Genomic DNA, 26,246 nt, shown 5'->3' on the forward strand with positions numbered 1-26,246 from the left:
GACCCTGTTTTTAACACTTATATCCGGCTCTTTACAGATATACGAAATTTAAGCCCTTTCTGAAGGTCGGTTTTTGGTCATTTTTACATTTTTTTTGCCTTTTTTGACCCTTCCAACATAAAAAAAGCGGACAAATTGTAAAACAATCTGTCCGCTTCAAAACGTCTATTTTTCTATCTGCCCATGTATACCATCAGGATTTGTACATCGCTTGGATTAACTCCACTTATGCGACTTGCCTGACCTAAAGTATGCGGACGTATCTTATTAAATTTTTGTCTTGCTTCATTTGATAACGAAACGAGCTTGGCGTAATCGAAATTGGAAGGAATCACGAGGTCTTCCAGCTGACTCATTTTTTGCACCAGCTCATTTTCCTTTTCAATATATACATCGTACTTGATCTGAATTTCTGCCTGCTCCAGGGTGTCCTTATTAAATCCGGCGAGTGCGGCTGCAATTCTTGGTACCTGGTCCTTTATGGAGAAAATATCCAGATTTGGACGTAACAATATCTGGTGCGCTTTCTGTTTTTGTGTTAATGGAGCAGAAGATCTGGCTTCCAGTAATGCACTTATTTCTTCCGGTTCTACTGATATTTCTTTCAGTATACGCTTGATCTTTTCTACGCCGTCTTTCTTTTCCTGCACTTTTTCCATTCTCTCTGCAGAAGCCAATCCCATTTTAAAGCTTCTTTCTGTCAAACGCAGATCCGCATTATCCTGGCGAAGCAGTGTTCTGAACTCTGCTCTGGAGGTAAACATGCGGTATGGTTCTTCAGTGCCTTTATTAATCAGATCATCTATCAGCACACCAATGTACGCTTCACTTCTTTTCAAAACAAACGGCGCTTCTTCTTTTGCTTTCAGATGGGCGTTGATACCAGCCATTAAACCCTGACAGGCAGCTTCTTCATATCCGGTGGTACCATTTATCTGTCCGGCAAAAAACAGGTTCTGCACGTGTTTGGTTTCCAGGGAAAACTGAAGTTGTGTAGGTGGGAAGAAGTCATATTCTATGGCATATCCTGGTCTGAACATGCGGCAATTTTCAAATCCGGGCACCAGGCGAAGGGCTTTCATTTGTACATCTTCAGGTAAAGAGGTAGAGAACCCATTCACATAAATCTCCACAGTATCCCAACCTTCCGGCTCTACAAACAGCTGATGGCGCTCTCTTTCTGCAAAGCGGTTGATCTTGTCCTCTATACTTGGGCAGTAACGAGGACCTGTACCCTGAATACGTCCCTGGAACATCGGAGATCTGTCAAATCCGGTGCGGAGCATTTCATGTACGGCTTCGCTGGTATAAGTAATCCAGCAACTTCTTTGCTGGGCGGGTTTAATTTTTTCTACATCCAGGTAGGAGAATCCAACGATTTCTTCATCTCCTTTCTGCTCTTCCATTTTAGAATAATCCAAACTACGTCCGTCAATACGGGGAGGTGTTCCTGTTTTCAAACGATCACTTTCAAATCCAAGTGATACTAATTGTTCAGTGATGCCAGTCGCTGCTTTCTCAGCTACCCTGCCTCCACCGAATTGCTTATCGCCAATGTGTATTACTCCATTTAAAAAAGTACCGTTGGTAAGTACTACTGCCTTGGCCTGGATCTCATGTCCTAGTCCTGTAACAACACCATGGCAACGACCATCTTTCACCAAAAGGCCCTTTACCATATCCTGGTAGAAGTCTACATTTGGTGTTTTCTCTAATGCTTCCCGCCATTTTGCGGCGAAAAGCATGCGGTCATTTTGCGTACGGGGACTCCACATGGCTGGTCCTTTGGAACGGTTCAGCATGCGGAACTGGATCATAGACTGATCCGTCACTATTCCCGAATATCCGCCCAAGGCATCAATCTCTCTTACAATTTGTCCTTTGGCAATACCTCCCATTGCGGGGTTACAGCTCATTTGAGCGATGGTTTGCATGTTCATGGTCACCAGTAAAACCTTGGAGCCCATATTAGCAGCAGCGGCAGCGGCTTCACAACCAGCATGTCCTGCGCCTACAACAATGATATCGTATGATGGAAACATAATAACTTTAGAAAGTGCAAAATTACGTAGAAGAAGGGAGATTGTTCTGAGAAAGTGGAATGTTCCACGTGGAACATTCCCGCTCCTCTTTATTATCTCAAACAAAGGTAGCCTTTGTGGATCCAATTAGATGTTCCACGTGGAACATCCCTCCAAACTATAAAAAATAATTATCCCCGAAAAAAGGACTATTATCTGTAAACCCGGCGAAGTACTATAGAAAAGAATTTAGTCTCTCTATTGTGCCCTCGTCATAGAAGATAACATTTCACTAAGATCTATAAAAAGAGGACTACATCATATATTGAGGTCTTTCCTTAAAAGTTTAAACTCCTCAAAAAAGACAAGCAGACCATAATTTGCAACAGGAGAATCCTACTCAAATAAAACATACCTGGATTCGAGGACCACGATATTCTCAGAAGCTCTTCCCAAATAAACTGAATGGACGGATATCACTTTCTCCTCCTAAAGACCCTCGACTTTCAGAAAGTCGATTCATCTAAATGCCCAATACGTTTCAAAACGACCAGATAGATGTTCCACGTGGAACATCTCCTTCAGCAACTCCATTAAAAAACAAGTCTCTCCACGATTCCTATTACACTGGAAGTCTTCACTAAAGTAGAAAAGCTTACTTCACATTCGACTCTATAAAACAACAACCACTTCCTTATTCAAAATATTAGCATTACCTGAAATAGGAAAACAATGTTTCACGTGGAACACTGCAACCTTCATAAATGGTCCTTCTCCCGATCCAAGCGGAAAACATATCCTATAGTGGAAAATGATACCGTCAACATGTTTCACGTGGAACGTCCTAAAATGAGAAATGTTCCTGACGGAACACTTCAACTCTTATAATATACCTGATAAAGCTAGTTACTTTCCAAAATACTTCATCAGATACTCGTCCTCCTTGCTCCGCATAAGGGCAGCATCTTTTTTACTCTTATCTTTAAATCCACATAAGTGTAAAGCTCCATGGAAAATAACCCGATGCAATTCTTCGTTCACCGCCGTTTTGAATTTCTCGGCATTATCCAGCACTCTGTCTATGCTGATATAGATCTCACCTTCTGTAATTGCAGGATCCTCTCCCATTTCAAATGTTACGATATCTGTATAGGTATCGTGCTGCAGGAACTGCTTATTAATCTCCAACAAGTATGCATCTGAACAAAAAACAAAATGCAAACTTTTTAAACCCTGCCCTTCAACTGAAAAGAGCTCAGACAGGAATAATTTCAACTTCCGCTTCTCTTTTAAATAATCTTTTACCTCGTGCGATGTAAATTGAATTGCCATTTATACTAAAAAAATTAAGTGGATGTAAAAGTAAAATGAAATTTTGGATTGGGGCGACCTTTCTTTTTGCATATTGACTGTACAAGGGTAACTTTGCTTATCATTCATTAATGAGCATCTCAATTGTCCCGGAACAAAGTTTAAACAGATTAATAATCAGGATATGAAAAAGGGCGTTATAAAGTTATCTTCCCTGACAACGGGAAAAAGTGCAGTAATTATAGAATTTGCAAAGGATGATCTTCATATTAAACTGATGGAAATGGGCTGCGTACCAGGTGAAACAGTGAAGATTGAAAAAATTGCCCCTCTGGGAGATCCTATTTCAATTATGGTGGCTGGATACAATTTATCTCTTAGAAAAACCGAAGCGGATCATATTTGGGTAGAGGAAATTTAGTTTTCCTCTACTTTCTATTCTTTTCCCCTCTAAAAAAAATTTTTTATCCTAAAAAACAAAAAAATTGCGGAAAAAGAGCCCATTTTTCCAAAAAAAAATATTTTTTCCGCGTTTTTATTCTCATTTTTTTCTATTAGATAGAAAAAAATAAAAAAATTTTTAGCTTTTTCCACCATTTTTCTCTCTCTCTCTCTTTTCTTCAGGAACCAAAAAAAATATATTTTTCATCTGTTTTCGCACACATTCATCTTATTTCCGCTCTTTTTAACTCATACAAAAGAAAAATTTGTTTTTTTTCCACATTTTTCCTCACTTCCAGTGCTTAAAATAGCAAGACAAAGATCTTCAGGTCGCTTTTATCCACATAAAATACCGGGCTTCATTTATATTTTATAAAATTACAAACGAGTAACCCCACAATACGATAAAATCTCTTTACGATCATTTTCCCAAATTAAAAGTCAAATACTCTATCCTCAGCCGCCTCATTTCTTCTCAATTTATCTTTACGTTATCCACATGATTATGAGAATCATCCGCCTGTCTTGAATTAAAAACAAACTGTTTTCAACTTTTTCAGCACTCTCTCCAGGCTTAAATCCTGGAAGATTTACCCATTCAATTAAAAAATCAAATCCTGGTCGCACACACAATGTCCTGAGAATTCCCTACTTAATTTTGGAACAGTAGTATCCACAAAATTGCCAAATAAGCAAGTCTCAGCGCTTTATCTGTCATCGGAGAATCGATTCAGTAATTTTTTTCCGACAACTTATTTGCTATACTGAAAATATCAAAATCTCAGGCCACTCTTCATCATCTGAGACTTACACCAAAATCCTTTCCCTTGCAAAACCCTGAAATAATTTTAAATATTAAGATCTCAGCGCACTCCTACTGCGTTGAGATTCCCACGAAAATTCAACCGTCGGCATAAGTATAAACGCAATGACAAATATTAAAATCTCAGCCCGCTCCTCACCCGCTGAGATTTCACCGGAATCTCATTATCAGAGATTTTCACAAGAAGTCTATAAAAAAGGAAATCTCAGGACACTCATAGTGCGCTGAGATCTAGCCAGATTTTTCCATTCAGTAATACTTTCAAATTCAATTCCCAATATCCAATTGTCAGCCGCCTTGCAAGGCTGTGAGCTTTAAACGGAATATTTATTTTTCAATTAGTTTTTAAGACATAAAAAATATCGGATTCTCAGCGCCTTGACAAGGCGCTGAGAATCCGATGAATTTATGATGCCCTGGCATACCCCAATACAGGAGTTACTCTCAGCGCACTACAAGCGCTTTGAGAATTGAATGAAATACAAAAGCACGGGGTACCCCAATGATTTGACAAAATATCGGATTCTCATGGCACTCTTTTAAATCAATTGCTGCTGCCATGCGAATCTGTTATTTCGTGCAAAATGACCTGGAGAAGAAGTATACAGCCAGCGCCCAAGCTGCAAGAAATGAAGCTTAATTGCGAAAAAATAAAACAAAGTGGAAAAATTGAATGAGCTGAGAATTCGCTGGAAAATTCTCTATCGGCATAACCCAATGGAAGCAAAAAATACTAAAATCTCAGAGACTAAAAAAAATATTCGCTCACAGTCTCCTGGAATAAAATTCCGCACATCTGTTCACCAAAAGTTAAAATATCGAAACCTCACAAGCCTAGCAGCGCGCTGAGATTTTGATATTCAAATAATTCCTTCCCTTACCCAATGAAGGAATTATTTTTTAAATTCTCAGAGCGCTAAAAATTAATTTCAACTGGTTTTTAACATCAAACACAGGTCCCTGAAAGCTTCCAGCTATTCATTTCAAAGGAATTGATACAGGTGCGGACGAAATATACGATTCTCAAAAGGCTCATAACACGCTGAGAATTAATCGATTCGCATACAAATACGAAGGCCTTGAGAATATTAAATTCTCAAGGCCTTCTTCATTATCTTTATTTATTATTATTATAAAATAGTATTCGAATTAATTTGAAAATCAGATAGTTATATTAAAGTCCTGCCTGTGCACTTATTTCCAACATGCGTTCAATTGGCTTTTTTGCGGCTATTCGAAGGCTTTCTTCCATCGTAATTTCCGGTTGTTCGTATTCCATGCACAGGTACAGTTTTTCAAGCGTATTCAATTTCATGTGTGGACAATCATTGCAAGCGCAAGCATTATTGGGTGGAGCAGGAATAAAAGTTTTGCCAGGATTATCCTTCTGCATCTGATGAAGTATTCCGGTTTCCGTAACCACGATATACTCCTGGGCATCGTCCCGGTGACTGAATTTTAGCAAACCCGTTGTAGACCCAATGTAATCAGCGATGGCCAATACAGCTGGTTCACATTCAGGATGCGCTATCACCTTCGCTTTTGGATGACGAATCTTCAATTTTGTGATCTTTTCCAGGGAAAAAATCTCGTGTACCATGCATGCCCCGTTCCAAAGGACCATGTCTCTACCCGTTTTTTTGATCAGATAGGCCCCTAAATTCCTGTCAGGTGCAAAGATGATCGGCTGGTTGTGAGGAACGCTTTCGATGATTTTCTCGGCATTGGAGCTCGTGCAAATGATATCGCTGAGTGCTTTGATACCCGCAGAGCAGTTGATGTAGGAAATCACGATATGGTCCGGATAACGGTCCCGGAACTTCTTAAACAGCTCTGGAGGCGCACTGTCGGCCAGTGAGCACCCTGCTTTCAGGTCCGGTAAGAGGACTTTCTTCTGCGGACTCAGAATTTTTGCCGTTTCCGCCATAAAATGTACCCCGGCGAAAACAATCATATCTGCATCCGTTTTGGCAGCCTGCTGGCTAAGGCCCAAACTATCTCCGATGTAATCCGCAATATCCTGGATATCTGGTTCCTGGTAATAGTGAGCTAGTACGATAGCATTTTTTTTCTTTTTCAGATTTTCTATCGCTTCGAACAAATCCAGGGAGGGATCGACTGATATATCCAAAAATCCGTTGTGTTGCAAATTTTTTTTCGCTTCAGCGATTTCCATAATCATAGCTATATACTTCTTTAAATATTTAAAAGAAAAAGCCCACTACTATTAGGGCTGTGAATATGTGGAAATTAAATTTCCGGCTTGTGTACAAATGTAGTTGTTATTCCTTTTTGCTACGCTTTCCACATGAAATTAACATGCTCTTTCCGCGCCATTACTGGTTTTTCTTACTTTCATCCACATAGGTGGATATCCTTGTTGGTGAAAATCTTTTTGTTCAACAGGGTATTAGGAAAATGTTAAAAGATGGCATTTGCTATCCACAATTCACATCGTCATTTTTTAAGGGTAAATTTAACCACAATAACAAAATTAGTTTTACCTGTGAGGTAGGGTACCTTTTCCCACGTTATTTTACGTTTTACAGGGGTTTTTACACATCAATTGTGGAAAAGAATTGGTTGGGAATGAAAAACGGTCAAAATGCATACACGTCTAAATTAGCCCTGTTTTATTCACATTTTTATGTGGATTATAAAAACCGGCTTTTTAACATTTGTGAATAACCCTTTCATGTTATTATCACTTCATTTTTGTGGAAATACCAGCTACAGTCAACGTTTAAAAACATTAAAACCGAGGAAAAAAATAAGTTGTTAATAAAGCGTCCATGTGGAAAACCTGTGAATGATATATAGTCCACAAAAGTGTTATACCATCCTGAAACCCTTTGCTGTATTGAGTTTCAGGGCAAAAAATACTCTTTTGCAGTTACAGTTATTTTATTCTATTTTTGCTATCCTTAAAAATGTAGACTATATAATATATGTCAGTAATTCAGAAAATCAGGGACAAGTACGCCGTCATGATCGTTGTAGTGATTTGCCTGGCTATTGTTAGTTTCCTGTTGCAGGATGCCTTTTTTGGCAAAAGTTCTCTCACTCGTCGCAGTACAAGCGTGGGTAAAGTAAATGGTGAAGATCTGGACTTAGCAGACTATCAACGCCGCATTCAGGACGCAGAAAATGGCGCCCGTCAGCAAATGCCTAATATTGACGATCAAACGCGTCAATATATCCGTGAACAGGTTTGGAACCAGTTTCTGAATGAACAAATTATGCAGGCTCAATACAAAAAATTGGGTATTGTGGTAACTGAAGCAGAAGTGGTAGACCAGATCCGGGGTAAAAACCCCAATCCGGTAGTTGTGCAGCAATTTACACGTGATGGTCAGTTTGATCGCGCCGCTTTACAACAAGCTATTGCACAGGCAGGCACCAATCCTCAGATCCGTGAAGGACTGCATCAGCTGGAAAGCTATATTTCCAAATACCAGGAACAACAGAAATATGTGACCCTTGTTAAACAAGGTGTATACTACCCAAAATGGCTGGCAAAACAACAACAGGAAGATAACAGTCAATCTGCTGCTATATCTTATGTAAGCGTTCCTTATGCTACCATTTCTGACTCCACTATTAAAGTAACAGATGCTGAACTGGATCGTTTTATCCAGGATCACAAACAGCTGTTTAAAGTGGAAGAATCCCGCAAAGTAGAATATGTGTCATTTGACGCTATTCCTTCCGCTATAGATTCTACTGCCGCTATCCAACAGATCGTTGCGATGAAACAAGAGCTGGATACTACTAAAGATGTTGCTGGTTTTATTAACCGCAATTCTGATATTAAATTTTACGATGGATATATTTCCAAGAACGAAGCAAAAGTTCCTCAGAAGGATTCTATCGTGAATTTGCCTGTTGGTGCGATCTTCGGACCATATTATGATAATAACCTGATCGTTTACGCGAAAATGGTTGATCGTAAAAATATGCCGGATAGCGTGAAAGTTCGCCACATCCTGATTGGATCCTCTGCTCAGGGTGGTTTGCCAGATTCTATTGCAAAGAAACGTGCTGATAGCATTGAAGTAGCAGTAAGAGGTGGTGCTGACTTTAAAGCATTGGTAAATCAATACAGTGATGATCCAGGCAGTAAACAAACTGGCGGTGAATACGATTTAACTCCTTCTTCCCAGTTTGTTCCTGAATTCAAAACATTTGCTTTTGATGGTGCTAAAGGCCAGGTTAAAGTGGTGAAAACCCAGTTTGGCTACCACGTAATTGAGATTATGGATCAGAAGAATATTGGTCCTGCCATTAAAGTGGCTTATCTCGGCAAATCTGTAGAAGCAAGTAAAGAAACGAATAACATGGCTTACAGCGCTGCCAGCGATTTCGCAGGTAAGAGCCGTTCTGCTGCCAACTTTGAGAAAGCAGTACAGGAAAGCAAGTTGAATAAAAGAATAGCTGACAATGTTCGCCCTATGGATTTTGTGATCCCTGGTATAGGACAATCACGCGAACTGGTACGTTGGGCTTACGAAGGGAAGAAAGGCGATGTGAGTAATGTATTTACATTCGATGATAAATATGTAGTAGCGGTTTTAACAAGTGTTCGTAAAGAAGGTACTGCTCCACTGGAAGATGTTAGACCTCAGGTAGAAGCTGAAGTTAAAAAACATAAGAAAGCAGAACAGATCATCGCTAAACTGCAAACTCCGGCCAGTCTGGATGCAGCAGCTAAAACTACTAACCAGCCAGTGCTGAAAGCGGAAGGTGTAAATTTTGCCACTCCGTTTATCGCTTCCCTGGGCTTCGAACCACGCGTTGCAGGTGCCGCTTTCAATAAGAAATGGGGTACTGCCAGTGTATCTGCTCCTATTGAAGGAAATGCTGGTGTATATGTAATTAAAGTAGATAGCTTCCAGCCATCTGCTCAACCTGCCCAGGAGATAACTGCTCAGCAGGCTGCATACGAACAGGGTGTTAAGTCCATGCTGGATCAACAACTGTTTGAAGTGCTGAAAAAGAAATCTGATGTGAAAGATACCCGTGGTAAATTTTTCTAGACCGCTACATTTTTTACTGACATAAGAAGAAGGGAAGCAGCAATGCTTCCCTTCTTTGTTTTGGCCCCTCTCTCCACCTCTCATACCACTTATTCACATTCCTGCGCCGATATTCGTAAATTTGTATCCTTAAATAAGGACAAAATGGACGAAATCATAAATAAAGTAGCGCTGAGTGGATTGGAAACCATAGATCTGGAGGATTATTATCCACAGGGAGAGACTGTGATCTTTGATATGAAAGATTACCTCTTTATGGGGCTCATCCTGAAAGAAAAAGATTTTCGCGCTTCTCTGCAGTCGCTGGACTGGGAACAATTCCGTGGAAAAAATGTGGGTTTAATCTGTAGTGTAGATGCCGTAATCCCCTTATGGGCATATATGTTGGTGATGACTAACCTGGAGCCCATAGCGGATTATGCTGCCTTTGGAGATGCCGAGTTTATTCACAAAACGCGTTATCTGCAAAACCTCGCTAAAATTGATGTAGCATCTTTTACAGACAAAAGAATAGTAATAAAAGGATGTGGGGATAAACGTGTGGGAGAAATTGCCTACGCAGAAATTACCCGCCTGCTTCGCCCGGTTGTAAAGAGTATAATGTATGGCGAACCCTGTTCTACAGTACCAGTTTACAAAAAGAAAGGCTAGAACTAGAACCAACCTCTTTTCCTGAAGAAGAAGATCATCAGTAATAATAATATACCCATTCCCCCTAAAGTATAATAGTACCCGTGTCTGGTTTCCAGCTCAGGCATATAATGGAAGTTCATACCATAAATTCCGGCTAAAAGTGTTGGCGGGGCCATCAAAGTAGTTACCACCGCCAGCACTTTCATTATTTCATTCATTTTCAGGTTCAGCTGCGTATGATACATTTCCTGTAGGTTCAATACTGTATCCCGATAGTTATCTGCCAGGTCATTACATTGAATAATGTGATCGTACACATCTTTATAATACTTAGTCACTTTATCTTCCAGCAGATCACTTTCACTTTTGAGGAAGCCATTTATTAATTCTCTCACCGGGGAGATGGCCCGCTTGAATAAAAATACCTGCCGTCTTAGATAGTTGATACGGGCCAGTGTGCGGGTATTGGGCTGATGTTGCACCAGGTCTTCCATCATTTCTATCCTTTCTCCCAGCTTATCCATTACAATGAAGTAGTTATCCACAATAACATCCAGTAGGGAATAACACAGGTAATCCGCTCCCCCATTGCGTATCCTGGAGCCTTTCAACAAAAGTTTGGTTCGTACCGGATCAAATACGTCCCTGGTAGGATCTTCCTGGAACGAAATCACGAAATTTTTACCCAGTACAATGCTTACCTGCTCCATATCCACGGAGGATGTTTCACTATTAAAGTAAATCATGGGAAGCAAACAGAACATGCGATCATTGATTTCATCCATTTTTGCGCGCTGTCCAATGCTGAGTATATCTTCTTCTATCAGTGGATGTATGAGGAATTGCTCACAGATAGCGTGGATTTCCTCTTTTCTGATACCATCAATATTAATCCAGCTCAGTTGAGAGGACTCCATATATTTGAAAGTATCTTCTACCTTATCCAGTACAAGTTCTGAACAAAGACTTGTGTTATAGTCAAAAACAGTGATTTTACTATTATCCGCCGGCTTACGGAGTGCTACTCCCTCTGCCGGGTTAAAATTCATGATACGTTGCTTCTTCACTTTGAATGGATTCAGGACTTGTACTACGCCGGGAATAGGCAGTTTATTTTTCAATGCCATATGCAACTGATGTTATCAGGATTTAAAATCGAATTTAAAGTAAAAATTGCTTAGTAGCCGGTTAACAGAAAGAATTATGCCCTTTCTAAAAAGGCATCGAAAATGCCCTACTTCATCAGAAAATCATCGTGTGCATGAGAAAATAAATGCGTAATATCTGTCCTATGGGACATATAGACTAATTAATATGAGGATCAACCTCCTCATATTATTGACAAATAGGTGGTTAATATAGTTTTAAGAAGATAAAAAAGGAGGATGTATCAGATAAATGATACATCCTCCTTTTTTCCAGTTACCTGGTTGTTTTATGGCAAGAGAAGCTGTTTTAAAACTTCGGAAGTTCTATCACCGGTGGCGTTCCGGTTGCTGGTCTTTCAAACAGATCACCATATTGTGCATTAGCAGGTTTGAATCCGCTATTCCATAAATAGAACCATCCATTTTCTGCACCGCCGCCATAATCAAGACGATCCTTTGCTTTAGCGGTGGCATCGTTGGAGAATTTCGCTTTTGTCAGTTCTATCCATTCACCGGTATTGGTTTTTATCCAGTGATTGCCGAAATAGCCTTTGCGGCCCAGGTGTCCGTTTTCAAAAGAGAAATTTTCCAGGAAAGAGTAAAGGTGTCCCATATATTTCCCATCTTTAGGCGCTCTGAAACTGGCGATCAGCTTCCATTCTTTATGCTCGGGAACATAAAAATAAGCAGTATAGGTAGTGGTGCTGCCAGTGGGAACGCTGTGCATAAGGAAGCGATAGGTATCACCGGCTTTCCAGTTGTACACCCAATGACTATGACCGCCGGTACCTTCTCCACCAAATCCGCTTGCATCTACACTATCTCCTTTTGCCAGCATTACTACCTGATCTTCATACTTTACTTTGCTGCGTTCCTGTGGTTCTCCGCCTGCATCCCAAACAGAAAAAATCACTCTTCTTTCTGTAGGAGAGTTTACCTGCATACCAAAGTAGCCACGATGAAAACCGCATGACATGAAATAGGTACCGAGTTTGTCTTCTCCTTCTGGTACTTTAATTTCTCCATAAAACCACTCTACATTTTTGCCTTCCGGAACAGGATAGTTTAAATGTACAGAAGCCGCACGGCGCCACGGTTTGGCGTTAAATTGTATATCTTTTGTTGCGGCACCCGTTAAAGAAACGGCCTTCACATCTGCGTACACAGACCCTGTTTTTTCTATGCCTTTTAAAGAAACGCAATAGAAACCAGGCTTCTTAATATTCGTTTGCAGAACAGGAATATTTACAAAATCACTATTATTAGGAATGCTTACTATTTTTTCATTTCCATTTAAGGAAACGCTTATTTTGCTGACTGCATCTGCTTTTGCCAGCAATGCTACTTTAAGTGGCCCGGTAGTAGTGGCATGAAAATAAAAATTAACGGTGTTACTATTACCGGTCCAGTGAATGACGCCTTTGTTATGATTGATGTCTACATTTTCTTCCACCGGATCTGCGTAGGCGGCAAAGCCGGGAAGTTCTATGGCGGGAGCCTGTGCGAGGGCATGATCAGCAGCCAGGCAAATAGCCAGCAAAGCTGAAAAGAGTGTTTTCTTGTTCATTGTTCTGTAATTGTATATCAACAAATAAAGTAGCATCTGTTTCCAAATGCAATTTTCTCCGTAAAAAATTACAAACGAATGAGAAAGCAGATAGGATGCATATGCTACGGTATGAGTAAGAAATTATACAGGTCCGCAAACGCACTGATCTTTTACAATGGTCTGCCGGCGTCACCATTTGCAACGGGAATTGTTTTTGAGGTTGAAGGCGATGGGCATGAAGGTTATCTTCTGCCGAAGGCTAAATATTATAACACTATATAAAATAGCATCTTATGGAAAATCAATTAAAAGGAAAGAAAGTAGCTATTGTAGTAGCAAATGGGTTTGAGGAAGTGGAACTTACCAAGCCATTGGAAGCATTAAGAGAAGCTGGCGCCACTGTGGACATTATATCACCAGAAGAAAAAAGTGTGCGTGCCTGGGCCGAAACCGACTGGGGAAAAGATTATCCGGTGGATAAGAATATAAAAGATGTGATTGCGCAAGACTATGACGCGTTGGTATTGCCAGGAGGTGTGATGAATCCGGATCATCTGCGTACCAATGATCGCGTGATTGCTTTTGTGATCGGATTTTTTGATGACAGCAAGCCTATTGCCGCCATTTGTCATGGTCCATGGACGTTAATTGAAACTGGGGAATTGGATGGCCGTAAAATGACGTCGTTCAAATCATTGAAAACAGACCTGGAGAATGCGGGTGCATTGTGGGTAGATGAGGAAGTGGTGACTGATAACGGTCTTGTAACCAGTCGTACGCCGAAGGATTTACCTGCGTTTTGTAAAAAGATGATCGAAGAAATTGCGGAGGGAAGACATGATCAAAGGGGAAATAGCGCTAAGCGTGGCGGTGTGCACCAATTGGGGTAAATAAACGTTTCAGGAGTGAGTCACCTCACTCCTGCTCTATTTCTTCTTTTTAGGCTTTTTGTATTTTACTTCTACATTGGCAACGCCGGTATTCAGCATTCCCAGTTTGGAAGCGGCTTTGTGTGAGAGGTCTATGACACGTCCGGGAACAAAGGGACCACGGTCATTGATACGCACGTTGACGCTTTTGCCGTTAGCGATGTTAATAACGGTTACGCGTGTACCAAAAGGTAAAGTTTTATGTGCTGCGGTGAGTTGTCGCTGATGGAATGTTTCGCCACTGGCGGTTCGTTTGCCATCGAACGAGTCTGCGTAATAGGAGGCTTTTCCGGTTTCGGTAATTTTCCGGCTACAGGAGGTGGTTACTGTTGTTATCAGAATAACGAGCAGCAATACAGCATTGCGTTGTAAGGGCGCAGGGATAGGTTTCATTGGTCGCGATTTAGACAATGCTATAAAAATAATCATTTTTCTGTGGCTTTTAGCTGCCGGCTGCGCGTAATTGATGAATGGTGCTTTTTATCATTGCCGGAACAATGAGCCGGTGGAAAGGCTTTACAAAAAAGAAATAAATTTTCCCCAGGCGGTTGTTGAAATGCACAGCAGTTGTACAGAGTAGTTGTTGGTCGGCGGGCTGTTGCTGCAGATAAAGTGAAACGCGGAAATCAAGGTGCTTGTCATTTTCTCCCAGAATGACTTCATTTTCATTCTTGTCCATGATTTTAAAGATGCCTAATTGATCCCCACAGTTAAACGTTCCGGGGCCTTTGTGAGTTGATCCTTTACCGATTTTAAGACCAAAGGGGCTTACTATCAGGTCTCTTATTTCCTCGAGTTTTTTGATCCAGTTGGGAGCTCCGATAGAAAAAGCAATTGCTGCTTGTGTAATGTTTACGGGGTGAGCAGTAGAAATGTTGGAAGTAAAGCAATCCTGATAATGAATGGTAGCCATTTGCTTGTACAGGAGGGAGTCTATGGGCAGGGTGGGTTTTAAAACAGTCATATAGGTGGTTGTTTCTAACGCAAAATTAACGGTAGTAGTACCATTATGAAGATTAATTTTTATTTGCCATGGCCTGCTTATTGAAAATAAGGAGGATGAACAATGTGGGAAAGCAACTGTTTTTATCATTCATACATCAGTAATATAAATATTATGGCAAAACTTGTAGCAGATCAATTAGTGGAGATGCTGGCAGCTGCCGGCATTAAGCGCATTTACGCGGTTACCGGCGATAGTTTAAATCATATAAACGATGCGGTGCGCCGTGATGGCAGAATACAGTGGATACATGTAAGACATGAAGAAGTGGGAGCCTACGCAGCTGGTGCTGAAGCACAGTTAAACGGACTCGCCTGCTGTGCCGGTAGCAGTGGCCCGGGGCATGTACACCTGATCAATGGTTTGTACGATGCACACCGTTCAGGTGCTTCTGTGCTGGCTATTGCATCTACCTGTGCGACCAATGAATTCGGGAGCGATTATTTCCAGGAAACGAACACTATCAAATTATTTGACGACTGCAGTTGTTATAACCAGTTGGCCACTACGGCGGAGCAGGCACCCCGGATGATGCAGGCTGCCTTACAGCATGCGGTACATAAACATGGGGTGGCCGTATTTGGTTTACCGGGAGATGTGGCGGCCGCCGAAGCCAAGGATATTCCTACTGCTACCAGGTTGTATCATCCGCGTCCGGTTATTTGTCCTTCCCCACAGGAATTAAAAGAGCTGGCGGAGTTATTGGGCACAGCCCCCAAAATAGCGATTTATTGCGGGCTGGGAGCTGTTCCTGCCCACGATGAGGTTGTAGCCCTCTCTCAGTTGCTAAAAGCGCCTGTAGCCTATTCATTTCGCGCTAAAATGGGCATACAGTATGATAATCCCAATGAAGTAGGCATGACCGGCCTGTTGGGCCTTGCATCGGCTTATAAAAGTATGCACGAAGCGGATGTACTGTTGTTACTGGGGACGGATTTTCCTTATACTCCTTTCCTACCGGAGAAAGCTAAAATTGTGCAGATAGATATTCAGCCGGAAAGACTAGGTCGCAGAATTGCATTAGAGATGGGCCTGTGTGGTGATATAAGCGACACGCTGAAAGTGCTGCTGCCAATGCTGAAAGAAAATACTGACCGGAACTTCCTGGATTCCATGGTAGCGTTTTACCAGGAAGTGAGAAAGAAAATGCAGACTTATGTAGATGATAATGGAAAGGAAGATGCTATCAGCCCCGAGTTTGTAGCCGCCACACTGAATAAGATTGCCGCCGAGGATGCCATATTTACAGTGGATACGGGTATGACGAATGTATGGACGGCTCGCTACCTGGAGGGAACAGGAAAGCGAACGTTGCTGGGGTCCTTCAATCACGGCTCTATGGCCAATGCTATGCCTCAGGCTATTGGCGCTGCTTTGGCGCAACCGGGCCGGGAAATATTTGCCTTGTGCGGAGATGGTGGTTTGACCATGTTACTGGGTGATCTGATGACCATTAAGCAATATCATCTTCCTGTAAAAGTGATTGTATTTAATAACCGTGCATTGGGTATGGTGAAACTCGAAATGGAAGTTGCCGGATTACCTGACTGGCAAACGAATATGGTAAATCCTGATTTTGCTGCGGTAGCTGTAGCGATGGGTTTTACCGCATTTACCATTCACAAGCCGGAAGATGTGGAAACCGTATTGGCACAAGCCAACAAAACTGCCGGGCCTGTACTGGTGAATGTATTTACTAATCCGGAATCATTGGCAATGCCGCCGAAAGTCGAGTTTGCGCAGATGAAAGGGTTTGCACTCTGGATGGGGAAACTGATTTTAGGAGGAAGATATGAGGATGTATTTGATGCGGTAAAATCAAATTATAAACACCTGAAAGATGTGCTGTAGAACGGAATTAAAATTACGAATTACGGATTTGTGGGAAGAAGACATACGTAACCTTTCCTATTCGTAATTCGTAATTTTTAATTCGCAATTCTTTAGAACGGATATCCAATTGCGATATTGAGAATCAGGTTTTTTTTGCGCCATTCCGGATCACCGAAATCAATTTTATTCAGTACCCAGCGCTCATTTTCCGGCAGGTATGGAATACGGAAAGGCATGGCCAGATCCAGTCTTACTACCACAATAGACGCATCTATACGTAAGCCGATACCACCGCCTACGGCTATTTGTTTATAGAAAGAACTAAATTCAAATTTACTACCGGGTTTATCCGGGACATCTTTTTGCAACCAGATATTACCGGCATCTATAAATGCTGCTACGTTAAATACACTGGCCAGGTGTATACGTACTTCGGAGTTGAACTCCAGTTTGATATCGCCGGCTTCGTTGGCCAGTAGCGCTGATGTATCTACTGCTTTGTTATGATAAGATCCGGGCCCCAGTGTACGTGCCCTGAAAGCCCTGATACTGCTGCTTCCTCCTGTAAAGAATTGTTTTACAAAAGGCAGGGTGGCGGAGTTGCCGTATGGTAAGCCGTATCCCAGTAACAGCCGATTGATCCACTGTTTGCCTTTACCAATATTCCAGTAATGCCGGCCTTCCACCGTAAATCTTTCGTATTGTGCAAAAGAGTTACCCAATATCGTTCTCTGGCCGGTGTCATTCTTTGGTATCAGCAGCCCTGCAATGTTACCGGATATGTCAACATTACCGTTTACATAAAAACTATGGACACGGTTAGGCTGTTGATTATTGTAAGTGATGTTATAGTTACCACTCAGTATAAATTGTTTTTCAATAGCATTGCGCTGGCCTGGATCATTCTTCAATATGCTGTCGTAAGCAGCCGTGGTTTTAGTTGGCAGTACATAAGTTATAGCAATTGGTGAAAATGAATGACTCAGGAACTGCGTGCGTTGCCAGAGATATTGCAGCTGGAGCGTATATGCGTTAAGGTTATACATGTCAGCTCTGCTGTATAATTCGTATGTGGCGCTTATACGTGTTTTCGGTACATAAGGGGTACGAATATTTAATCCACGGAATGGCGTAATGAATCTTGGAAATGTAACGGCTACTTCTGCTCCCAACCCATATGAGTTAGATCCGCCGGAACTTTTATTACCTGTTTGCCATTCCATTCCTCCGCGCAAACCAATTTCGAGCAACGCGGCAGAATGCAGCCAGTTACGGTTTTTAGCTGTGAGTTGGATTTCCGATCCAATGAAGCCATTAGACTTGGAAGTGCCCCGGAGTTCTGCCTGCAGGGAACGGCGTTTATAGGGTGTCAAATAAAATTTAGCATCAAGCCATCCGCTGTCGAGAGAGATACGGTTATTCACCATAGCGCGGTAATTGCTCGCCAGTGAAGTGTCACGGGTGTAAGTCGGATCCCGTTTAAGCCGCCCGCCGGAGGTGTCTCGCCTGCCGGCATTTCTTGCGGAAGAATCTCTTCTACCACCAGGCAGATTTGGGTTACCACCAATGATATTATGAATAGAAGTATCTCTTACCGGTGAAAACTGTCCTTTTACAAATTTGAACACACCCAGATTAATCAATCGCTGTAGTGTAATATTATGAGAGCTGAGGCGATATAAACTATCCGGCCGTAAAAATACAGAACGATCAAAAGCGGAGGATTTGAAACGTTTGGCAGAGTCAATGATGTAAATGCCTTTATATTTTACCGGCGTGCCTAATGTGGAAGTGGAATCATTGTCCAATGAGTAATCCGGGAATAAGGAAATATCATGCATCCGGTACGGGCGCAGTGCCAGCAAAGGGGTATTGTCTTTTATTTTTACAAAAAGATCTACTTGCCCGCTATTAGTGCTATCTACTTGTATCAACAAATAATCAGGTGTAAAATAATAGAAACCCTGCTCTTTTAGCATGGAGTGTATGCGTTCCCGTTCGGCCTTAATGGAATCGAGCGAATACGGAGCACCTACTATCAGCGAACTTTCCGGTTTCGTTTCTTTTACTGTTCTTCCGATGGCACTTGTATCTGTTATATACGTTACGCTTTTAATGGTATACCGGTGGTTAGGAGTAGCAGTATACTTAATAGACGCTTTTTTCTTGCCGGAGTTTTTAACGGCAGACACAACATCAGACTGGAAATAACCATTATCCACCAGGTATTCTTCCAGAATTTTGGAGGTATAATCTGGTTTAGCCTGACTGAGTAACACAGGAGGCTCCCCCCATTTTTTACGCAATATATAATTGAGTCCTTTTCCTTTGGGTTCGTTTCCTAAATTATAAAGCCATAATTTAATAGGCATACCCAGGAATTTCCTGTTCCTGTTAGGACGGATGCGTTTATTCATTCCATCCACCAGGGAGCTGTAGTCGCGTGGCTTTTTCTTTGTAACAGTATCTGCTATCCATTTTACTTCACTGCCGGTATATAAGCGATCTCCTTCCGGTACTGTACGAGTAGTACTACAGGAGCTGACCACCAGGTATCCCAGGCAAAACAGTATACAGAAGAAGGTGATATGACTATTTGCTTTTCGCATCAGGTGTCGTCGTATTTTTATCGTCTTTTTTATTTTTTTTCTTATCGCGGACTTTTTGTTTCTGCGATGTTGTTTTGGAACGTTGCAGAATTTCCCTGAACTCATCATAATCCATGATGAGCGCGAACGCCACACCTGTTTCCACTACCTGTCCGTCAATAACTGTATTGTTATCATTGTTTTGGTAAACCCGGATCCGATAACGTCCATCACGGGTAAGTTTGTATTCAACGGAGATATCACCTATCAGGGAGCTGGCATTTTGCTGGTTGCCCTGCAGCATAATATTTGATCCAACGGAAACGGTTAAACGATCATTGAACAACTGTTTGGAAGCACCTACTTTCAGATTGGTTGTTTCCTGTGCAGTACCGGTTGAGTAATCTTCCTGGTTTTGCAAATCGAAATTGAGATCTATTCCTTTTATCAGGTTACCGGCCAGGTTATTCAGTTGTTGTGAAAGGATTTTACTTACACTGTTTTTCGCTGCCTGTCCTACGCCACCACCATTTCCACCATCCAGTGTACTCATAGGATCTTCCGGAATAAACGTATTCAGCACAAGTAAGCCCATTACCTGTTTATTCAGCTCTGATGGATTCTGATTAATTTGTTTCAGCTTGTTGTAAGGAGTACCGCCTAGTGTATTCCTGTCTTTCTCCGCCAAGTCAAGTCGGAAACTGATATCGGGTTTTAACAGACTGCCTTTGATCATGAGATACACTTCAAATGGCATCCGCTGTTTGTACATATTACGCTGCTGGGCACTGATGTCCTGGAGCTGACCCGCTACCAGGTCGTAAGCCGGTGCATTTACGGTATATTTGGCCGTGATATCGAGGTCGGCATTGGTGGCGTCACCGTTGAACGAAATAAAACTTCCTTTCTGAATATCGAAGGACCGTTTGATGAGTTGGTTCAACGACATTTCATATTTACCTTCAGAAATTTCATAACGGCCGGTAAGACTCAGTTTGCTGCTGGGGTCCAATGTGGCGTTGATATTGGCGGTACCTTTTGCCTGCACATAGTCACCATTCTGTGAATCGATAATAATTTTGATGATAGATTCCGGCGTAATCTCCAGATTGCCAGAGAGGAACATTCCTTTCAGGCGGGTGGTCTTATATTTTAAACTGTCTTGTTTAGCCAGCAGTGCAGAATCTATCGGGTTAGACATATCCACAAACTCGACTACTCCTTCCCTGTTAGCCAGTCCTGGTTCGTCCTGTGGTAAGGTCATGGTGACACTGGATTTATCGCGAAGCTTAACGGTAGCGTCAATCCTTGGCAGATCCAAAGAACCACGGATTCTTACTTTACTATCTATATAAGCAGGACCGTAAATCCATTGATCAGGATTTTGTTGGCTGCCCAGTGCCATGAAATTGTCGGCAGTAACATCCAGATTGAAATTATAATGGGTAAAATCTTTTGTATTGATACGACCATCTACCACGAGTTCGTTGTTGGCACTGTCGGCAATGACGAGATTATTCAGCAGTATGCCTTTCTCATCTATCACAATATCTTCATCCGGTAAATGGAACGTACTACCGATCATTGTCACCATTCCGGTAGCATTGTCGAAATGCAGCGCACCGGTTACTTTGGGAGCAGAGGCAGTACCGGAAATCTCAAATTGGCCATTGGCGCTGCCGGTCATTTTGGTTACATTCCCCATAGTAAACGGCTCCAATGAAGCCATGCTCAGCTTATTGATATTCAATTGCGCATTGATGGTGCTATCGTAGGTGCCTTCTACTTTAATGTCATTGTCGTTACCCGTTAGTCCGGCAACTAGTTTATACTGCCCCGGACCATTGTTTTCCACATTGGCATCCAGCGTTCCCATGCGTGTATTCTTCACCGTTAGACTGTCTACTTTCAGGTTAGCATGGATGAGTGGAGACTTGTCCCAGTTGCGCACAGTAGCTTCTGCATTCAGCGTGCCATTTGCGAGGAGTGTATCCGTGGCCAGCAGCCCTGTGATGGTAGCGAGCTGGAAGTTAGCAATGTTGGCCTGTAATGCTGGTACCGCACTGGTATCACGCAATGTGGCGATTTGTATGGATTGGTCGCCCTGAGACAGTTTGATATTGGCGGTATCAGGTGCTCCGTTTTTAATGCGTAAAATATTGTTGTCTGCAACGGTCCATTCCTGTTTGTTAAGCAGTAGTCCTGGTTTCAGGGATAACTGCATGGCGTTGTCTTTCAGGAATGTGAAAATACCACCCAATTTGTATTTGGGTTGTCTTTTTACATCATCTACCTGTAGGTTAAAATCTACTACACCGGTGTTGGCAGTAGCGGTGAAAAAGGTATGATATAATGGAAACGTAGGATGCACCATACGTGCCAGTGATATGTTTGTTTGCAGAGAAGTATCCAATATGTTTGCATATAGCCGCAGACTATCTACCTGTAAAGAGTCATAGTTGATCTTTGGCAGATTGGCATGCAGTATCAACAGACTGCTGTCACTGTTTAAGCGACCATCCATTATCAGGGGTACTTCCATGCGTAGTGCGGGCAACATGGCCTGTAAGCTTTTAGGCCATAACAGGGATGCATTCCATGATAGCAGCTGTCCTCCGGGAACTTTAATGATGTTGGTAGAATCAGGCGGAAGTAATGGCTTGTTGATAACGCCGGCAAAAGCGCCGCCTACTTTTCTGTAGTCGATATGTCCGTATGCGTTGATTAGGCCAAACGGGCTTTTTAAGGTAATGTATTGCTGATCATCATATTTCGCGAGCAGCGCAATACTATCCAGCGGAAATACCTGTCCGTTGGTAGCAATTTGCCAGTTGGTTAAAAAGGCGTTTCCTTCGATGCGTTGTGGCTCAATACTATTGAAATCAGCAATCAGCTTGCCTTGTATGGTTAGTGGCTCTGTGTACCAGTGAGTGGCGTAGAGGTCTGCTTTGGTGAGATCCATGTTCACCTTTAGTCCCTTCACCGTGGTATCTACCAGGTGACCGCTGATGTCGAAAGTAGCGGTAATACTGCTGTCGGCACTTTCTCCCTGTGCTTCAAAGTCGCCATTATTAATACCGGCATTTACGCTTACATCGTGATACGTATAGGCGTTATAGGTAGCCTCATTTAATTGAATGGCTGCTTTGGCGGCCATTTGTTTAATCGTATAGCCCTGGCCGGTAGCGCTCAATTTTCCGGACATCCATCCATAAGTGGTATCATACAGCATGATGCCAGGGTTGGCGCGGAAATAAGGGATACTCACCGTGTAGCTGCTGCGGATGCTGTCTGTTATATTTAACAGGTGTGCATTGATGTTGGCGTTGGCGTAATCGCTCTTCAGTTGCAGCTGTGTAACGAGGTCTTTCATCCCTCCCTTGAACATACCGGTAATGAGTATGTGCTCTGGTATGCGTGGAGTGTCGGGCAAGGTTCCGGCAGGAAGCCAGGAGCGCAGCGGATTGTTACCAGACTGGATATAGAGGTCCGGCAGATTAGCGCTGAGGAGGTCTGGATTGGTGGCGTGAAACACCTGACTATTGTCGGCTTTAATCAGGTTCCCTTCATGGTCATTGATATAAAGCTGTTTGATGTTCAACTCACCCAATGTTCCTTTTAATATAGCCGCGAGCGTTAGTTCTTTTTTCCAGAGTGGGGCAAACGATTTGTTTTTGCGGGCATCCGGTACGAATGGCAGCCATTCTCCCAATGCTATATGCACAGAGTCGAGGTTAGCATCCAGGCCCAGCTGATCCAGTTTATCGGAGATGCCTGCCCAGGAAGGCACTGTTATGAGAATCTGTTTACGGAGAATACTTTTATTTGTTTGCAGCAGGAAGTTGCGTAATGCCAGGGTATGTGGCGTAAATAATACATCCATGTTGGCTTTGCGGATGGCAAACCCGGATTTCTCCTGTGCAGTGAGTGATTTTATAGCAACAATAATGCTGTCGGGTTTATACCGGATATTATTGATTTTACTGGAGATGTGGGTCAGCATCAGGTGATTATAATCCGGATCAGGGCCCGCGGCTTTAGGAGCGGGTCCGCCGTTATCATATTTAACGGCTAGTTTATCCAGGTTCACCTGTGTGGCGAAAACCTGCCAGGTATTGGGTGTCGTGTCTTTTGGTGCGGAAGGAACCGAATCTTTGCCAGGCGCCATCATTACAAACCCGGTGGTGCCGCTGATGGTCAGATCGCCGACTTGTATACGTGTGGAGTCCTGATCCATGCTGCTGTTGCGAAGCAACAATGTACCAATGTTCCAGGCGGTGGAAATGCCGCTGCCATCATCGGAATATACGAAACTACTATTGTTGATCTGTAGCTTTTTCAGCAGCAGGTGCAATGATGAGCTGTTGGTATCTGCCGGCGGAGGCGGAGGTGCAGCAGACGTTACCGCCGGGGCTATATAACTCTGACGGAAGAAGCCTTTCAGGCCATCCAGGGTAATGCCTCTGAAGGCATAGATCCCATCGTCAATCAGTAAATCATCCGGATCTACGTGCAGGCTATCCCAGGTTAGTATGGCATTCATACCACCAGGCGCATCTGCATAGCTAAGTTTCACTTTGCGCAGCGAAATGTCTTTTAACCGGAATTGCATGGTGGTACCTGTTTCCGGAGCAATAGTATCAGGGGCTATTTTGGGACTAACGAATGCATCTACCGCAAACTGGTAGTTAAAAGCGGAATCTCCCTGATGCCGGTACACATTTATCAGCACAGTATCCCATTCCAGTTTATCTATTCTCAGTTCATTGTTGATAAGTGAGAGCAGGTTATAATGCACTTTCAGTGAGCTGGTATAAAAAAGGGCCTGATTGGAAGTATCGCCTACATACACATTGCGGAGTTCGAGGTACTGCCATCCCCTTGCGCGGAGATAGCCGATCTGCACTTTAGTATGTAGTTTCTTGCGCAGGTATACTTCTCCCTGTTCTCGTAAGTAATTTTGGACGCCGTTGAGTTGTAATAATAAAACAGCCATTACGGGCAAAAGAAGCACCGCAACAATTATCCATATAAGCCATCGCCACCAGGGGCGGCCGTGTTTTTCTCCGGTTTCTGCTGGTTCTGTCACTATGATGTATTACAATAGTCAATTATTGAATATAAACGCAAAAGCACGTTTATGGTTTACTTTACCGGCAGGATAGTTTAACCAGGGCGCTTGCCTTCGGGGAACAACAAAATCCATACCTGAGCGGTACCGGGAGTAAATAGTTATTGCAAGAATACATCAAATACGGTAACGGACATACTATTTTTTGGCAGAAGGTTGACAATGAGGTGAGTAGGAAAATGCACAGATTGGCGAAAAGTGATGGATCGGACGGGTGGTGGTTGGTTATTCTTCTTTTCGAATGCCCTGGTTCAAGGCATGTTCATCTTTTTTTTCAATTCTTCTTTTTACTTTATCTACATCTTCAGCGGGGGGAAGGGTTTCCGGTTTTACACCTCTTTCTACCAATATTTTTCTGACGGCGGAGTTGTTATCCACATGTTCTTCTGTAATACTACTTTCTCCTTCAAGGTTTTTCTCTACAACATTGTGGTTCGTGAGTTCCGTTGCCAGGTCTTTCGCCTTGATGGTTAGTGTTGGTAAGAAATCAGCCAATGGCCGGTTGTCAGGAACCTGCAATTTTTTCTTCATATCGCGGGTATTAAATCCACCAAATAAGGCCTGATCTCCTTTTGAACGAATGCTGGCAAACCCCTTTTCATCAACACCTCTTTCATAAAGAATTCCAGACAACACTTTTTCTGACTGGGATAATTTTTCCCTGGCATTGATACGGTCGATGTCCAGTAGTCTTTTTTCAATGATTTCCTGTTTTCGGGTTTGAACAGCAAAGTAAGTTTGAGCAAAGGCAATGGGAGCTTTTTGCGAATCACCGTTTTGGGCAATGAGGTAACAGGCGTAGCGGGTAAGGGCGATATCTTCTAATTCTCTCTTACCACCTTTCCCCAAACTGATCATTTTGCTGATATCAGCAAAATGATCGGAAATAGCCACCCCGCTGCTTTCACAAGCATTTTTAGCTTTTTCAATAACCTTAAGAAAGTTCTTCCATTGTAAGTACCCCAGAATTTCCTGCAATTCTCTGGCACTCCAGCATTCAATTCCTTTGTGGTCATAACGGGCTTGCTCAAACTGAGCAAACAGCGCTTCAATCAATTCTTTTTTCATGAAAAGAAAGTGTTTAAATCATTTCACAATATTGTGAAGCGCAAAAATAGAAACAGGGGAAATTGCTTTGGTTAAGGGAACTTAAACATGCTCAATTTGATTTGAACTAGCTCACGGTATTACTGGCTTATTCCGTTGATTGAATCGGTATATATAATATTCCAGCTGGTCTTTCTTTTCCCTATCTGCCCTGAATTCATCGAGCAGGGCACTGTCCGGTGGGAGGATATATTTTTTGAGATTGTAGGCAGATAATTCCAGTATTTGACCAGTAACAACGTTCAGTACTTTTTTTAGCGCCACAGGTGTACTGACGCTGTTGGTGGTCATATCAGCCTGATTGAGATAGTTGCGCGAAGGTTGAATGCCATGTAAGGTATAAATGCAGTAATAGCCGGTTTCTTCTATTTTGTTGAGACCATTGTCTTTGATGTAGATATTGGTGCCATCGCAGAAGCCCCAGTAATTTTTCACTTTATGTTCCTGGCCGGTACCATCCCGGAGTACCAGTTCGTTTCTGTTGGCCAGCAAATATATTTGCGCAGCGGAACTACGGTTTTTAATCACCAGGTCGCCTTCTTCGGAAGGATTATTGGCTTGAAACTCTTCGAATGATTTATATAAGCCCTTTTTGAGCTGCCGTGCATCGGTGATCAGCACCGTTTGTTGTCCTGCGGCACACAGGGACAAGAGTAAAAAAATCCAAAAACACCCCAATTGTTTCATAATTAA

16 protein-coding genes are annotated in these 26,246 nt (G+C 42.4%); 5 read left to right on the forward strand and 11 right to left on the reverse strand.

All coding sequences use genetic code 11. From position 1 onward, the window contains the following. Positions 1-173: 173 nt before the first annotated feature. Positions 174-2,042, reverse strand: coding sequence for a tRNA uridine-5-carboxymethylaminomethyl(34) synthesis enzyme MnmG (gene mnmG / locus AB4Z08_RS33585; RefSeq protein ID WP_441578168.1), 1,869 nt, complete (start codon positions 2,040-2,042; stop codon positions 174-176). Between the two features lie 885 nt (positions 2,043-2,927). After that, entirely contained in the window at positions 2,928-3,353 is a 426-nt protein-coding gene (gene ybeY / locus AB4Z08_RS33590; RefSeq protein ID WP_441578169.1) for an rRNA maturation RNase YbeY, read from the reverse strand. A gap of 163 nt (positions 3,354-3,516) precedes the next feature. On the opposite strand from ybeY, the gene AB4Z08_RS33595 reads away from it, so the two are divergent. After that, positions 3,517-3,753, forward strand: a complete 237-nt coding sequence (locus tag AB4Z08_RS33595; protein ID WP_441578170.1) for a FeoA family protein — start codon at positions 3,517-3,519, stop codon at positions 3,751-3,753. A gap of 2,017 nt (positions 3,754-5,770) precedes the next feature. On the opposite strand, the gene nadA is transcribed toward AB4Z08_RS33595, so the two are convergent. Then, a complete protein-coding gene (nadA, locus tag AB4Z08_RS33600; protein WP_441578171.1) occupies positions 5,771-6,727 on the reverse strand; it encodes a quinolinate synthase NadA in 957 nt (318 codons plus the stop codon). 817 nt (positions 6,728-7,544) lie between these two features. Between nadA and AB4Z08_RS33605 the strand changes: the two genes are divergently transcribed. Both AB4Z08_RS33605 and AB4Z08_RS33610 read left to right on the forward strand, forming a co-directional pair. Further along, positions 7,545-9,632 (forward strand): SurA N-terminal domain-containing protein, encoded by a 2,088-nt coding sequence (locus tag AB4Z08_RS33605; protein WP_441578172.1) that lies wholly within the window; start codon positions 7,545-7,547, stop codon positions 9,630-9,632. A 144-nt stretch (positions 9,633-9,776) separates the two neighbouring features. Then, complete coding sequence (locus AB4Z08_RS33610; protein ID WP_441578173.1) at positions 9,777-10,283, forward strand: DUF2480 family protein; 507 nt, start codon at positions 9,777-9,779, stop codon at positions 10,281-10,283. Between the two features lie 2 nt (positions 10,284-10,285). Here AB4Z08_RS33610 and corA read toward each other — a convergent pair whose 3' ends face one another. Both corA and AB4Z08_RS33620 read right to left on the reverse strand, forming a co-directional pair. Continuing rightward, entirely contained in the window at positions 10,286-11,392 is a 1,107-nt protein-coding gene (gene corA / locus AB4Z08_RS33615) for a magnesium/cobalt transporter CorA (protein ID WP_441578174.1), read from the reverse strand. Between the two features lie 328 nt (positions 11,393-11,720). After that, a complete protein-coding gene (locus tag AB4Z08_RS33620; RefSeq protein ID WP_441578175.1) occupies positions 11,721-12,980 on the reverse strand; it encodes a DUF3472 domain-containing protein in 1,260 nt (419 codons plus the stop codon). Positions 12,981-13,255: 275 nt separating this feature from the next. On the opposite strand from AB4Z08_RS33620, the gene AB4Z08_RS33625 reads away from it, so the two are divergent. Continuing rightward, the gene (locus AB4Z08_RS33625; RefSeq protein WP_441578176.1) at positions 13,256-13,852 is read left to right on the forward strand and encodes a type 1 glutamine amidotransferase domain-containing protein; all 597 of its coding nucleotides are present in this window, start codon (positions 13,256-13,258) and stop codon (positions 13,850-13,852) included. A gap of 36 nt (positions 13,853-13,888) precedes the next feature. On the opposite strand, the gene AB4Z08_RS33630 is transcribed toward AB4Z08_RS33625, so the two are convergent. Together AB4Z08_RS33630 and AB4Z08_RS33635 are read right to left on the reverse strand one after the other, a co-directional pair. Beyond that, positions 13,889-14,284: a septal ring lytic transglycosylase RlpA family protein gene (locus AB4Z08_RS33630; RefSeq protein ID WP_441578177.1), complete on the reverse strand. Its 396-nt coding sequence runs from the start codon at positions 14,282-14,284 to the stop codon at positions 13,889-13,891. Positions 14,285-14,333: 49 nt separating this feature from the next. Beyond that, positions 14,334-14,855 (reverse strand): DUF2867 domain-containing protein, encoded by a 522-nt coding sequence (locus AB4Z08_RS33635; RefSeq protein ID WP_441578178.1) that lies wholly within the window; start codon positions 14,853-14,855, stop codon positions 14,334-14,336. Between the two features lie 153 nt (positions 14,856-15,008). Here AB4Z08_RS33635 and AB4Z08_RS33640 point away from each other — a divergent pair, with 153 nt between their 5' ends. Beyond that, a complete protein-coding gene (locus tag AB4Z08_RS33640; protein ID WP_441578179.1) occupies positions 15,009-16,745 on the forward strand; it encodes a thiamine pyrophosphate-dependent enzyme in 1,737 nt (578 codons plus the stop codon). Positions 16,746-16,837: 92 nt separating this feature from the next. On the opposite strand, the gene tamL is transcribed toward AB4Z08_RS33640, so the two are convergent. The 4 genes from tamL to AB4Z08_RS33660 form a co-directional block, all read right to left on the reverse strand. Continuing rightward, complete coding sequence (tamL, locus tag AB4Z08_RS33645; protein WP_441578180.1) at positions 16,838-19,336, reverse strand: translocation and assembly module lipoprotein TamL; 2,499 nt, start codon at positions 19,334-19,336, stop codon at positions 16,838-16,840. Further along, entirely contained in the window at positions 19,320-24,404 is a 5,085-nt protein-coding gene (locus AB4Z08_RS33650; RefSeq protein ID WP_441578181.1) for a translocation/assembly module TamB domain-containing protein, read from the reverse strand. The genes tamL and AB4Z08_RS33650 overlap by 17 nt, the downstream gene beginning before the upstream one ends. 267 nt (positions 24,405-24,671) lie before the next feature. Next, a complete protein-coding gene (gene dinD, locus AB4Z08_RS33655) occupies positions 24,672-25,514 on the reverse strand; it encodes a DNA damage-inducible protein D (protein WP_441578182.1) in 843 nt (280 codons plus the stop codon). A 111-nt stretch (positions 25,515-25,625) separates the two neighbouring features. Further along, entirely contained in the window at positions 25,626-26,240 is a 615-nt protein-coding gene (locus AB4Z08_RS33660) for a hypothetical protein (protein ID WP_441578183.1), read from the reverse strand. Positions 26,241-26,246 lie beyond the last annotated feature (6 nt).

Origin of the sequence: Chitinophaga sp. RAB17 (assembly GCF_052114225.1) — a bacterium.
GTDB lineage: Bacteria > Bacteroidota > Bacteroidia > Chitinophagales > Chitinophagaceae > Chitinophaga.